Annotated in this window: 11 protein-coding genes and 1 other RNA gene; 7 read left to right on the plus strand and 5 right to left on the minus strand. The window is 43.4% G+C overall.

Annotation, left to right across the window (positions count from 1 at the left end):
* Positions 1–20: 20 nt before the first annotated feature.
* From ACE2AL_RS06730 to zapA, 3 genes are all read right to left on the minus strand, one after another.
* Entirely contained in the window at positions 21–611 is a 591-nt protein-coding gene (locus ACE2AL_RS06730) for a 5-formyltetrahydrofolate cyclo-ligase (protein WP_272539125.1), read from the minus strand.
* A gap of 132 nt (positions 612–743) precedes the next feature.
* Positions 744–925: non-coding RNA, 6S RNA (gene ssrS / locus ACE2AL_RS06735), on the minus strand.
* Between the two features lie 111 nt (positions 926–1036).
* On the minus strand, positions 1037–1366 hold the full coding sequence (gene zapA, locus ACE2AL_RS06740; RefSeq protein WP_047756767.1) for a cell division protein ZapA: 330 nt from the start codon (positions 1364–1366) through the stop codon (positions 1037–1039).
* 138 nt (positions 1367–1504) lie between these two features.
* Between zapA and ACE2AL_RS06745 the strand changes: the two genes are divergently transcribed.
* The 7 genes from ACE2AL_RS06745 (at position 1505) to gcvP (ending at position 11424) form a co-directional block, all read left to right on the plus strand.
* Positions 1505–2083 (plus strand): YecA family protein, encoded by a 579-nt coding sequence (locus ACE2AL_RS06745; RefSeq protein ID WP_206082656.1) that lies wholly within the window; start codon positions 1505–1507, stop codon positions 2081–2083.
* A 164-nt stretch (positions 2084–2247) separates the two neighbouring features.
* Positions 2248–3570 carry a Xaa-Pro aminopeptidase gene (pepP, locus tag ACE2AL_RS06750; protein ID WP_272539126.1) on the plus strand — a complete coding sequence of 441 codons (1323 nt, stop codon included), beginning with the start codon at positions 2248–2250 and terminating at the stop codon, positions 3568–3570.
* Between the two features lie 48 nt (positions 3571–3618).
* Positions 3619–4797: a 2-octaprenyl-6-methoxyphenyl hydroxylase gene (gene ubiH / locus ACE2AL_RS06755; RefSeq protein WP_375084167.1), complete on the plus strand. Its 1179-nt coding sequence runs from the start codon at positions 3619–3621 to the stop codon at positions 4795–4797.
* 24 nt (positions 4798–4821) lie between these two features.
* The gene (ubiI, locus tag ACE2AL_RS06760; protein ID WP_375084168.1) at positions 4822–6051 is read left to right on the plus strand and encodes an FAD-dependent 2-octaprenylphenol hydroxylase; all 1230 of its coding nucleotides are present in this window, start codon (positions 4822–4824) and stop codon (positions 6049–6051) included.
* A 570-nt stretch (positions 6052–6621) separates the two neighbouring features.
* Positions 6622–7716 (plus strand): glycine cleavage system aminomethyltransferase GcvT, encoded by a 1095-nt coding sequence (gene gcvT, locus ACE2AL_RS06765; protein ID WP_375084169.1) that lies wholly within the window; start codon positions 6622–6624, stop codon positions 7714–7716.
* A gap of 43 nt (positions 7717–7759) precedes the next feature.
* On the plus strand, positions 7760–8152 hold the full coding sequence (gene gcvH, locus ACE2AL_RS06770) for a glycine cleavage system protein GcvH (RefSeq protein ID WP_047756761.1): 393 nt from the start codon (positions 7760–7762) through the stop codon (positions 8150–8152).
* A 395-nt stretch (positions 8153–8547) separates the two neighbouring features.
* A complete protein-coding gene (gcvP, locus tag ACE2AL_RS06775) occupies positions 8548–11424 on the plus strand; it encodes an aminomethyl-transferring glycine dehydrogenase (protein WP_349415786.1) in 2877 nt (958 codons plus the stop codon).
* A gap of 99 nt (positions 11425–11523) precedes the next feature.
* Here gcvP and ACE2AL_RS06780 read toward each other — a convergent pair whose 3' ends face one another.
* Together ACE2AL_RS06780 and ACE2AL_RS06785 are read right to left on the minus strand one after the other, a co-directional pair.
* The gene (locus ACE2AL_RS06780) at positions 11524–12420 is read right to left on the minus strand and encodes a YncE family protein (protein ID WP_206082650.1); all 897 of its coding nucleotides are present in this window, start codon (positions 12418–12420) and stop codon (positions 11524–11526) included.
* A gap of 191 nt (positions 12421–12611) precedes the next feature.
* The gene (locus tag ACE2AL_RS06785) at positions 12612–13232 is read right to left on the minus strand and encodes an HD family hydrolase (RefSeq protein ID WP_206082649.1); all 621 of its coding nucleotides are present in this window, start codon (positions 13230–13232) and stop codon (positions 12612–12614) included.

A 13232-nucleotide genomic window follows, 5' to 3' on the forward strand; every position in this document is an offset into this window, starting at 1 on the left:
TGCGATGGCGCAGGTATTGATTACCAGCGCCATATTTTTTTCGGGGTAATAATTTCAGGTAATGGAATATCCCAATGAGCAACAGGCAACTGTTCAACATGTTGGCAATCATGGGCCAGACCGATGGGGTAAAAACCACTTTTCTGCCAATTCGCTAACGTTCTATCGTAAAAACCGCCACCCATTCCTAAGCGTTGTCCTTGGCTATCAAAGGCCACTAGCGGAATTAACATCACATCAAGTTGCTCGGGTGGTAAAACATCACGCACATCTAATGGCGGCTCCGCAATATTAAAGCGATTTTTCACTAGCTGTGAATCTGGGTGATAGTGAAGAAATAGCAAATGGTGGGCACTAAAAGGGTGTAAAACAGGTAAGTAAATCTGTTTATTTTGTTGCCATAAGGCATCAATAAGCGGTTGGGTATTAATTTCACCATCAAACGATAAAAACAGGGCGATATTTTTTGCTTGTGCAATTTTAGGGTGCTGCAACGCATTGAGTTTAGCTTGTTCAGCCGCAATTTTTTGCTGCTCAGGGGTTAACTGACGGCGAGCTTGACGAATGGTTTGGCGAATTTGTTGGCGCTGGGTAGAAAGTGTGTCTTGCATATCAATAACCTACTGTGAACGGCGATAGGAAATAGCAATATTCAAAATAGTATATCGTAAGGTCAGAAATAGTGCAGGTTAATAAATTGGGCTTGAGGGATTAAGCAATTGAAAGTACAACAGAAAAAATTGAGGGTCTCCAAGATGCCGTTGTAGGCTGTAACCCTTGAACCCTTGGTTCAAGGTGAACGCAGTTTAGCAACCTTTAGGCTTCCTGAACGAATCAGGCATGCTCACCAGCGCAATAACCGCATTCTTTTTAGTTGAAATATCGGCTCAGGGGACTCGCCCACTCACGCGCATCTCAGAGAAATTTGGTTTGAGAACTTATCGTTACTCAGTGATTTCATTGTACGAAACTAGATTTAAAATGCAACCCTAATTTTGTATATTTTTTTTTACTAGTGTCTGATTAATAAGCAGATTTACTCTAAGGGCAATACTTGCCTCTCAGTGATTTTCACCTGATCGTGCAAGGCTTGTTCAATCGTATGTTGCAACATTTTTATCTTCTCTTCCATATTATAAGCATAATCACGCGTTTTTGTCTTTTCTTGTGCTAATTCGTGACAGACGTTCAATGCTACGATAAAAATAAGTTGTTCCATATTGGTAACACCGCTTTTATCTTTCAGATTTTGCAAGCGTTGTTCTAATTCTTTAGCCGACTCAAGAAGGGCCTCTTTTTGTTCTGATGGGCAATTAACGCGCATTGAACGCCCAAAAATCTGAATGTCGACAGGTTGTGCGGACATGAAACCTCCATACTGAATAATACTCGCCATAAATACATCATATTTGGCGCAATTAATAGATAAGACAAAAGCATACTGGTTAGCGACTACCCTTGATGGTAGCATATCACGAATCATAAGCTAACATGACGAATTCAGATGTCTATACAAAAATCTTTACCAAACTATGAATCACTGGACAAACTGCTGCAACAGCACTCAATAGCACTTACCGCGGCGGAAATCCATGGTTTAATTACGGGCTTAATCTGTGGTGGAAGCCGTGATCATGGCTGGCAAACACTTGTCCATGACCTTGCTAACGATGGTCTTGCATTCCCGCAAACTGTCGCTCAACCTCTGCGTGAATTGTTCGATACCACATTTGAAGCGCTTGATGATAGTGAATTTGCATTTACCATGCTATTCCCTGATGAAGAGGCGTCGATATTTGACCACGCAGACGCATTAGCGGGCTGGGTTAATCACTTTCTATTAGGCGTGGGTGTCGCACAACCGAAATTAGCTGATAAAAAAGAAATCAGTGAAGTCATTACGGATCTGCGTAATATCGGGATGCTTGGTTACGATGAAGATGAAGACCAAGAAGAACTAGAACAGGCACTAGAAGAAGTGGTTGAATACGTGAGAGTGGCTGTGCAGTTATGTTATATCGCGTTAGTTGAGCCGAAAAAAGGCCCAACTGTTGTTGAGAATAACAAGCCGATCCTTCACTAATCCCGACTTGTTTATGACTAAAAACACGCCACTTTGTTTTATCGAAAGGTAGAACGAAGCGGCTTTGGGTCGATTTTAATCAGTGTTAAGTCATTATCGTCGCGCATATTGGCACCAACAATATGTTAGCAACCTAATAATTCAGACAATAAGGCAAAAACGGTATGAATAAACAGGAATTTGTTGCTCGTCGCAATGCATTATTGGCAAAAATGGACGCGGGAAGTGCAGCAGTGGTTTTTTCTGCACCAACTGCGCAGCGTAATGCCGATTGTGAATACCCGTATCGTCAACACAGTGATTTTCTTTATTTGACAGGGTTTAGTGAGCCAGAAGCGGTATTAGTACTGATTAAAAGTGATGAAAAACATAGCCATACTGTTCTTTTTAACCGCGTTCGTGATTTAACGGCTGAAATTTGGTTTGGTCGTCGCCTTGGTCAAGAAGCCGCCCCTCAAAAACTGGGGATTGATAAAGCATTGCCCTTTGATGAAATTGAAGAACAACTTTACCAATTACTGAATGGATTGGATGTGGTTTATCATGCTCAGGGGGAATTTGCGTATGCAGATAAGCTGGTATTTGATGCGCTGGAAACCTTGCGTAAAGGCAGTCGCCGTAATCTACGTGCACCGCAAGCGGTTATCGATTGGCGTCCAATTGTCCATGAAATGCGCTTGTTTAAATCTGAGGCCGAACTGAATACCATGCGTGAGGCAGGGCGAATTTCTGCCTTAGCACATATTCGTGCGATGGAAACCTGCCGACCAAATATGTATGAATATCAACTCTGTGGCGAGTTAGAACACGAGTTCACTCGTCATGGAGCACGTTTCCCATCGTATAACTCGATTGTGGGTAGCGGCGAAAATGCCTGCATTTTGCATTACACCGAAAATGAATGCCAAATGAAAGATGGCGAGTTAGTGTTGATTGACGCAGGCGCCGAGTTTGACGGCTATGCAGGGGACATCACCCGCACTTTCCCAGTGAACGGCAAGTTTAGTCAAGCACAGCGTGAAATTTATGACATTGTTCTTAAAGCGCTGGATACTGCATTAACGCTGTATCGCCCAGGTACCAGTATCCATGAAGTGACACGTGAAATTGTGCGGATTAAGACTGAAGGGTTAGTTGCACTCGGAATTTTACAGGGCGACGTCGATCAATTGATCGAAAACAAAGCATATCAAGCTTTCTTTATGCATGGTTTAAGTCATTGGTTAGGGTTAGATGTGCACGATGTTGGTTTCTATGGTACAGACCGTGACCGTACACTAGAAGTAGGAATGGTGCTGACGGTTGAACCTGGTTTATATATTGCGCCAGATGCTGACGTACCGCCACAATACCGTGGCATCGGTATTCGTATTGAAGATGATATTGTGATCACTGAAAACGGGAATGAAAACTTAACGGATTTAGTAGTCAAAGACCCTGATGAAATAGAAGCCCTAATGGCGGCTGCAAAGCAGCGTTTAGGGTAGAGGTTATTAACGGTAAAAGGTTAATCATAAAAAGGTAATAAACAACCCATGAATGTGATCATCGTGGGTGGAGGAATGGCTGGGGCGACATTAGCCTTGGCAATTTCTTCACTTAGCCAAGGAAAATTATCGGTTTCATTAATCGAGGCCTCTTTACCAGAAGGTAAACACCCTGGATTCGACGCGCGTGCTATCGCATTAGCCCATGGTACGTGCCAATATTTAGCGAAAATAGGGGTATGGCCAGCGTTTGCCGATTGTGTAACGCCGATTACTCACGTTCATGTTTCTGACCGTGGGCACGCAGGTTTTGTGAATATCAACGCAAAAGACTATCATATTCCTGCTCTTGGCAATGTGATTGAGTTGCACGAAGCGGGTGCTCGTCTTTTTTCGCTATTACGAAAGGCGCCTGGCGTCACGTTATATTGCCCTGCAAAAGTTGACAGTATTCGCCGCGAACAAGATTCAGTCACCGTGACATTAGATACGGGGAAAATGGTGAGTGGTGAACTATTGATTGCTGCAGATGGTAGTCGTTCTTTAGTTGGTCAAGCCTGCAATATGCAGTGGCAGCAGGATGATTATGGCCAAGTCGCCATTATTGCTAATGTGAAAACGGCCATTGACCCGAAAGGCCAAGCTTTTGAACGCTTTACTGAGTTTGGGCCACTGGCGTTATTACCTATGTCAGAGGGGCGCAGCTCGCTAGTTTGGTGTCATCATCAAGAACATGCGGAGGCGATTAATGCATGGGATGATGCAACCTTTATTAACAAATTGCAGACCGCATTTGGTTGGCGTCTAGGGAAAATAGAAATGGCGGGTAAACGCCATTGCTACCCGCTGGCACTTCGCAAAGCACTGAACCCAGTGAGTCACCGTGTCGTTTTAGTCGGTAATGCAGCTCAAACATTACACCCTATCGCGGGGCAAGGGTTTAACCTTGGTATTCGTGATGTGATGCAATTGGCACAAATTGTGGTTAAGGCTCATGAAAATCAGCAAGATATTGGCAGTTATTCCCTATTAAGCCAGTATCAACAGGCTCGTGCAATTGACCGAGAAAAAACCGTGACCATGACTGATGGTTTGGTTCGCGTATTTGCAAATCGCTGTATCCCATTAATTGTGGGAAGAAATTTAGGTTTAATGGCAATGGAGATGTTGCCGCCTGTCCGCGATGTTTTGGCTCGTCAAACATTGGGCTGGGTTGTTCACCAATAACCACGATATAAAGAGGAAAAAAGTATGCAATCGTTTGATGTGGTTATCGCTGGTGGTGGCATGGTGGGGCTTGCCCTTGCATGTGGCCTTGAAGGAAGCGGCCTGCGCGTTGCTGTGGTGGAAAATCATCCACCGAAAAAGACATTTTCTGCGTCGGAGCCTTATGCATTACGAGTATCCGCGATTAATGCGGCAAGTGAAAAACTGTTGACCCATTTGGGCGTTTGGCCAGCGATTAAAAGCATGAGAGCTGCCGCCTATAACGGTATGGAAGTGTGGGACAACAACAGTTTTGGGCGTATCACATTTTCAGCACAAGAGCGCAATCTGACTCATTTAGGCCATATTGTCGAAAATAATGTGGTACGCGATGCATTGTGGCAAAAGGCTTCTGAACTGCGTGATGTGACATTATTGGCACCTGCAACCATTAAAAAAGTCGTATGGGGTGAGAATGATGTGTTTATCACGTTAGATGATGAAAACATGTTGACTGCAAGGCTGATTGTAGGCGCTGATGGCGCGAATTCGTGGTTACGCAGCCATGCCGATATCCCACTGACGTTTTGGGATTACGAACATACCGCGCTGGTGGCAACTATTCGCACAGAAAAACCGCACGAAGGTGTTGCTCACCAATCTTTTGATGGCGAAGGCATTTTAGCCTTTCTACCATTAGCTGATCCGCATCTTTGCTCCATTGTTTGGTCACAGCCGGCAACAGAAGCCGCAAGGCGCCAAGCGTTGGATAAAGCCGATTTTGATAAAGAACTTGCTGTTGCGTTCGATGTTCAGCTTGGCCTTTGCCAAGTCGAAAGTGACCGTATGACCATTCCGCTCACAGGGCGTTATGCACGGCAGTTTGCGGCGCAGCGATTAGCCTTATTGGGTGATGCAGCTCATACCATCCACCCATTGGCTGGGCAAGGGGTTAACCTTGGTTTCATGGATGTGGCGATGTTAATCGGTGAAATTAAGCGTTTACATCGTGAAGGTAAGGATTTTGGCCAGTATTTTTATTTGCGCGATTATGAGCGTAGTCGTAAACACAGCGCTGCATTGATGTTAGCAGGGATGCAAGGTTTCCGTGAGTTGTTCGATGGCAATAACCCAGCGAAAAAACTCTTGCGTGATATAGGCTTAGTATTGGCAGATAGCCTACCAGGTGTAAAACCCCAATTATTGAACCACGCGATGGGGTTGTTTGATATGCCTAAGTGGTTGGAACAGCTACAAGTTGATGAAGTAGTATAAATTCCTTTCTCAGAAGGCATAATATAAATTATGCCTTCTCAAATGATTAAAACCTTCCAATTTTCCACTATCAGTGACCTATTTTTTCATAACATCAATTGCCAATTTAAATAATTGAGTCATTCATCTTTTTATCTTTTGTCGCCATTGATGATCATTTCTGAGTTAATTTTGCTCTGTTATTATTTCCATCAATGACTGAAAAAAACTAATTATATCAAGTTTTCGCATTAGTTTTTCTAATTTAATGGGCTTTTAATTAATTAAACCATTCATGTGTTTTTAGAGCTGCCTGACGATATTTTGAGCTAAATAAGCAGTGTTGGGCTGTTTTTGAGTGATCATTCTCAATTATTTAACAAAAATCACTGGTAAAAGTAGGGGGTAATCAGTAATACAGAGGGAGATATCGCCCTATTTTTTTTTATAGAGTCAGAAGGCAAACAGTGGTAGTTTTTTAACAGAAGTTATCGTTTGCGTTAGGTTAAAAATGCCCATTTAATAATGACCAATTGATATTTTTAACCCGTAAACATTCCAAAATATCTTAATCGAACAAAGAGGGTATTCATGGTAAAGCAGACAACACTGTATGACGAGCATATTGCTTGTGGTGCAAAGATGGTGGATTTTCATGGTTGGATGATGCCATTGCATTATGGTTCGCAAATTAATGAACATAATGTTGTTCGAACGGATGCAGGGATGTTTGATGTTTCCCATATGACCATTGTCGATTTGCATGGCGGTGGCTGTCGTGACTTCCTTCGTTACCTTTTAGCGAATGATATCAATAAACTCACCGAGCAAGGTAAAGCACTGTATACCGGTATGTTGAATGCATCAGGTGGTGTGATTGATGACTTGATTGTGTATTACTTTGCTGATGATTTTTATCGTCTCGTGGTTAACTCGGCAACACGGGAAAAAGACCTTGCATGGATTGAGCAACACGCTGCAGGCTATGCCGTCGATATCCAAGTGCGTGATGATTTAGCTCTTCTTGCTGTTCAAGGCCCTAAAGCGCCAGAGAAAGTCCATTCATTATTGAGCCCAGAGCAAAAGCATGCCATTGAGGGTATGAAGCCATTTTATGGCGTTCAAACTGGCGATTTGTTTATCGCAACAACGGGTTATACTGGCGAAAAAGGCTATGAAATTGCAATGCCAAAAGAACAGGTTGTTGATTTTTGGCATAAATTATTGAAAGCAGGTATTCATCCTGCAGGCTTAGGTGCCCGTGATACATTACGTTTAGAGGCAGGGATGAACCTATACGGCCAAGATATGGATGAAACAATTTCTCCTCTTGCTGCAAATATGGGTTGGACGATTGCGTGGAAACCTGAAGACCGCCAGTTTATTGGCCGTGAAGCGCTCGAAAAATTACGTGAGCAAGGAACAGAAAAACTTGTCGGTATTGTGATGCGCGATAAGGGTATACTGCGTGCAGGGCAAGTGATTCGCTTCACTGATGATTTGGGTGAATTGAAAGAAGGCGTCATTACCAGTGGTTCTTTCTCACCCACTTTAGGTTTTAGTATTGCGTTGGCACGTGTCCCGAACGGAATTCAAGACAAAGCGATTGTTGAAATTCGACAGCGAGAAATGCCAGTTGAAGTGGTTAAACCGGGCTTTGTCCGCGAAGGTAACCGCTTAGTGTAATTTGGGCTAACCCAATCAATAAATTTAAAATGAGAGGCTAATGATGAGCAATACACCTAAAGAGTTAATGTATACCCGTGAACATGAGTGGCTGCGTGATGAAGGCAATGGTGAATATACCGTTGGTATCACTGAACATGCGCAAGAAACGTTAGGGGACATGGTGTTTGTTGATTTACCTGAGGTGGGAAATGTCGTCAGTGCAGGTGATGATGTTGCTGTGGTCGAGTCCGTTAAAGCGGCATCCGATATCTATGCACCACTGAGCGGCGAAATTGTGGCAGTAAACAGCGAACTGAGCGATTCTCCTGAGCTGGTAAATGAACAACCATACCAAGAAGGTTGGATTTTCCGTATTAAAGCATCGGATACCGCAGAGCTGGCGGATTTGATTGATGCGGCGGGGTATACCTCTATGATTGAAGCTGAAGAATAGTTTATTCGTCATATTTTGTGTTGTGGCGGTGTTGGCTGCACTCGACAACTTGGGTCACATACTTGTGTATGCTCCCCAAGATTGTCTTCGTTTGCCGCCTAGCCACAACTCAAGCTATTTAGAATAAAATCCTCGTCATATTTCATCTTGTGGCGGTGTTGGCTTCACTCACTCGCCCTAGTCACATACTTGTGTATGCTCCTAGGGGCTCATTTGCTTGCCACCTAGCCACAAGTTGAACTATTTAGAGGATTGATAAAATATAATTCGTTAGAAACAAGAAACAAGAAACAAGAAACAAATCGCTACATCACTGATTTTGAGTGTTATCTCGCAAGTTCCGTAATAACCGCCCGACAACTTATGCATAGCAGACAAAGGATGGGAACACAGATATGTCGATGTCACTGAGTCAATTAGAAAACCGTTCAGAATTTATCTCGCGCCACATTGGATCTTCAGAACAACAAATAAAAACCATGTTAGATACCGTGGGGGCGTCATCGCTCGATAACTTAATGGATAAAATTGTGCCGAAGGCCATTTTACTTCCAGAGCCGCCAAGAGTAGGCGGCGGAGCCACCGAACAAGAAGCATTGGCTGAGTTAAAAGCCATTGCATCGTTGAATAAACGCTATAAAAGCTACATTGGGATGGGCTATGCACCTGCTGTATTGCCACCTGTTATCTTACGTAACTTACTGGAAAACCCAGGTTGGTATACGGCTTATACCCCATATCAACCCGAAGTATCCCAAGGCCGCTTAGAATCTCTGCTTAATTTCCAGCAACTGACTATTGACCTAACAGGGTTAGACCTTGCTTCTGCATCATTATTGGATGAAGCCACTGCCGCGGCAGAAGCGATGGCGATGGCGAAGCGCATTAGTAAATTAAAAAATGCGGAGCGTTTCTTTGTGGCGGATGACGTTCACCCACAAACGCTTGATGTAGTGCGCACGCGTGCAGGGACTTTCGGCTTTGAAATTATTGTCGATAGTGCTGAAAAAGTTTTAGATCATGAAGGCGTATTTGGTGTGTTGTTACAACAAGTTGGCACAACAGGCAATGTTCATGATTACACTGAGCTGCTCGCCCAATTAAAAGAGCGTCAAATTGTCAGCTGTGTTGCGGCAGAAATGATGGCGCTCGTATTATTAACGGCCCCAGGTAAACAAGGGGCGGACATTGTTTTTGGTTCCGCTCAGCGCTTTGGTGTACCGATGGGCTATGGTGGGCCTCACGCAGCATTCTTTGCATGCCGTGATGAGTTTAAACGGGCTATGCCAGGTCGTATTATTGGTGTTTCACGTGATGCAGCGGGTAATACGGCATTACGCATGGCAATGCAAACCCGTGAACAACATATTCGCCGTGAAAAAGCGAACTCGAATATTTGTACATCCCAAGTATTACTGGCTAATATTGCTGCCATGTACGCGGTGTATCATGGCCCTGAAGGGCTTAAATTGATTGCAGGGCGTATCCACCGCTTTACATCAATTTTGGCGAAAGCGTTAGCAGATGCAGGTTTTGTATCACGTCACAAAACCTGGTTTGATACTTTAGCGATTGAGGTGGCAGACAAAACTGCGGTATTAGCGCGTGCAGAAAAAGCAAAAATCAACTTACGTACTGATATTCATGGCGCTGTAGGTGTCACACTAAGTGAAACAACCACTCGCCAAGATATCAATCAATTATTTGCAGTAATCACTGGCTCAGACGAAAAACTAAATTTTGAAAAGCTAGATCAGCAAGTTGCTGAAATTGAACAAGCCATCCCCAATGCATTACAGCGTAAAGACGAAATCTTAGCGCATCCTAACTTCCACCGTTACCACAGCGAAACGGAAATGATGCGTTATATGCATAGCTTAGAGCGCAAAGACTTAGCGCTGAACCAAGCCATGATCCCGCTAGGTTCTTGCACCATGAAGCTCAATGCTGCCGCGGAAATGATCCCAATTACGTGGCCAGAGTTTGGCGAGCTACACCCATTCTGTCCAGCGGATCAAGCTCAAGGCTATCACCAAATGATTGAGCAGCTCTCTCACTGGTTGGTGCAATTAACGGGTTATGATGCGGTTTGTATGCAGCCAAACTCAGGTGCACAAGGGGAATATGCTGGTCTGTTAGCTATTCGCCGTTACCATGAAAGCCGCAATGAAGGTGCGCGTAATATTTGTTTGATCCCTGCTTCTGCGCATGGTACTAACCCTGCATCTGCCCATATGGCAGGAATGGAAGTCGTGGTGGTGCGTTGTGATGATGAAGGTAATATCGACTTAACGGATTTGCGTGAAAAAGCACAGCAGCATAGCGATGATTTATCCTGTGTGATGGTCACTTATCCATCCACCCATGGAGTGTATGAAGAAAGCATTCGCGAAGTGTGTGAAATCATTCACCAGCACGGTGGGCAAGTGTACCTTGATGGTGCCAATATGAATGCGCAGGTTGGGTTGACGACACCTGGCTTCATTGGCGCGGATGTTTCTCATCTTAATTTACATAAAACTTTCTGTATTCCACATGGCGGCGGCGGTCCAGGTATGGGGCCTATTGGTGTGAAAAAGCATCTCGCACCATTTGTGCCAGGGCATAGTGTGGTTGAATTAGATATGGTTACTGATCAAGGCGCGGTTTCCGCTGCTCCGTTTGGTAGTGCGTCAATCTTACCTATCAGCTGGATGTATATTCGCATGATGGGCTCATATGGCTTAAGAAAGGCTAGTCAAGTGGCGATTTTGAATGCGAACTACATCGCTAAGCGCCTTGCGGGTCGTTATGACATTCTGTACACGGGGCAAGAGGGTTATGTGGCTCACGAATGTATCGTCGATTTGCGTCCTATTAAGAAAGATACTGGGATCAGCGAATTAGATATTGCTAAGCGTCTGATTGACTATGGCTTCCATGCGCCAACGATGTCTTTCCCTGTGGCGGGAACATTGATGATTGAGCCAACTGAGTCTGAAAGTATCACAGAAATCAATCGTTTTATCGATGCGATGTTAGCGATACGTGATGAAATTGACCAAGTGGTTGAAGGGAAATGGACATTAGAAGATAACCCGTTAGTGAATTCCCCTCACGTGCAAACTGAACTGGCAAGTGAGTGGCCACACGCTTATAGCCGCGAGCTGGCAGTATTCCCAACGGAACAAACCAGAGCGAACAAATATTGGCCAGCAGTAAAACGTCTTGATGATGTCTATGGCGACCGTCATTTACATTGTTCATGTGTGCCGATTGAAGAATATATGTAATTGATTAATCGGGTAAACTAGATATATTTAGTTAGATAAATATTAGGCTTGCTTCCTTTTTCATTTTTATTGGGGCAAGCCTTTTTATTCTTCTATCGTTTAACCAGAATATTGGTCAATACCTGTATAACTGTTGCCTTGGTAAATTTTTTCAACCTCACCCGTTGTTATATTAGCTTGATAAACGCCGCCACGGAGATCGGCGACATACATCAGTTGTGCCGATTTATCATAAGTTAGGCCTATTGTTTCTTTGAATCCTCGGCTGATCACGCGGTGATTCGTGAGCCCGTGAAGGGTGACATTGGCACAATTTAGGCTATTACCATCAGGTTCAGCCCCTCTATCAGTCCAATATAAAATATTCGCTTCTTCATCGAGTAACAAATCGATAGGCTCAGGTAAATCAGCCAAGAGTAACTGAATATCACTGCGGCTTTCTGGAGATTGCGGATTTTTGGGTCTTAATGGTGCTCTAAAAATGCGTCCTAAGTTTCCCTTAGGCGTTCCTTTTTGCGTCCAGTAAATCCAATTGTTTTTTAGATCAAGGGCAAAGCCTACACATTGTTCGAGTATGTCAACTTGATCATTTTTATCTCGCGGCCTTGCAATGTGGGTCATTAGATCAGAACCATTAATGCTGCAGGAGCAAACCATTCCACCTTCACGATCGCACCAATATAACCGTTGATTGAGCAGATCGAGTTGTAATTGTTTGGGGGTTCTTATTGCTCCTTTGCCTAATAGCATTTTTCTATTACTACCATCAAAATGCATAACATTGATTGAGCCATCATTTTCATCAAAATTATCCCCCATGTTGCTCCAATAGATTAAGCGATTATCAGGATCAACTGCAATACCGTCAGGTGTACCCCCGAGTCCTTCAATTAGAGGCATTAGGTGATGAGTTGACTTATTGAACTGAACAATAGAAGGGGAATGAATATCAAGCAATAACAAATAAGGGGAAGCATTTTTATTGTCTTTTGGCATATCTAACCTCATTGACAGCGAATCAAAACTGCATAAAAGATAAATTACTAGGCAATTATTTATCTAAGTATAGTTTAATTTGATTTAATAAATGGCTATTAATTAGGCTAGTTTTATTTAAGGAGGAGGTAAGTGAAGAGATGCTTTCTGGATTAGGCTAAAGCGACAGAAAAGCCGCTTTAGCCGATTAATTAAAGCAACCAACCTTTTTGTTGAGCAAGCTCTAATTGTTGCTTAAGTTGTTGGTAGAACTCAGGAAGTATTTGCTCAATGTAATCACATTTACTGAGTACTTGTTCGAGGCGAATATGATTTTCGACCCAACTTTGACCTTGATTATGCAAGTTCATCAGCATTGGCATGGCTCTATCAATCGCATTCGCATAGAGCGACTCAGGGGTTTCTAATGCGTCGTATTCGTTCCACAGTGCTAACAATGTTGTATTTTGTGGGCTTGGTAAAAGATTAAAAATACGGTTTGCGGCTTTGACTTCTTCTGCATGAATAGCATCACGAGCAGCATTATCGAAAACCAATACATCACCCGCATCAATTTCAACAATATCATGCACGAGAGCCAGTTTAATTGCATGTTCGATATTCACGCCTTGAACATAAGGCGCAAAACTCATTGCGGCAACGGCAAATTGCCAGCTGTGCTCCGCGGTATTTTCATGGCGTTCACGGTTGAGTAGCTTATTTTTACGATAAATACTTTTAAGCTTATCGAGCTCCATTAAAAATTGGACGACTTCAGTAAAAGCCCCAAAATTAACCACCTCAATGGGCTTGTTACTTAATGCAGATGACAT

The organism is Providencia xihuensis, from assembly GCF_041953405.1.
GTDB classification, from domain to species: domain Bacteria; phylum Pseudomonadota; class Gammaproteobacteria; order Enterobacterales; family Enterobacteriaceae; genus Providencia; species Providencia vermicola.

Excerpts from the sequence above, each read along its gene's own strand:
- ACE2AL_RS06730 (WP_272539125.1), bottom strand. The coding sequence starts at position 611 with ATGCAAGACACACTTTCTACCCAGCGCCAACAAATTCGCCAAACCATT.
- zapA (WP_047756767.1), bottom strand. The coding sequence starts at position 1,366 with ATGTCCGCACAACCTGTCGACATTCAGATTTTTGGGCGTTCAATGCGC.
- ACE2AL_RS06745 (WP_206082656.1), top strand. The coding sequence starts at position 1,505 with ATGTCTATACAAAAATCTTTACCAAACTATGAATCACTGGACAAACTG.
- pepP (WP_272539126.1), top strand. The coding sequence starts at position 2,248 with ATGAATAAACAGGAATTTGTTGCTCGTCGCAATGCATTATTGGCAAAA.
- ubiH (WP_375084167.1), top strand. The coding sequence starts at position 3,619 with ATGAATGTGATCATCGTGGGTGGAGGAATGGCTGGGGCGACATTAGCC.
- ubiI (WP_375084168.1), top strand. The coding sequence starts at position 4,822 with ATGCAATCGTTTGATGTGGTTATCGCTGGTGGTGGCATGGTGGGGCTT.
- gcvT (WP_375084169.1), top strand. The coding sequence starts at position 6,622 with ATGGTAAAGCAGACAACACTGTATGACGAGCATATTGCTTGTGGTGCA.
- gcvH (WP_047756761.1), top strand. The coding sequence starts at position 7,760 with ATGAGCAATACACCTAAAGAGTTAATGTATACCCGTGAACATGAGTGG.
- gcvP (WP_349415786.1), top strand. The coding sequence starts at position 8,548 with ATGTCGATGTCACTGAGTCAATTAGAAAACCGTTCAGAATTTATCTCG.
- ACE2AL_RS06780 (WP_206082650.1), bottom strand. The coding sequence starts at position 12,420 with ATGCCAAAAGACAATAAAAATGCTTCCCCTTATTTGTTATTGCTTGAT.
- ACE2AL_RS06785 (WP_206082649.1), bottom strand. The coding sequence starts at position 13,232 with ATGTCATCTGCATTAAGTAACAAGCCCATTGAGGTGGTTAATTTTGGG.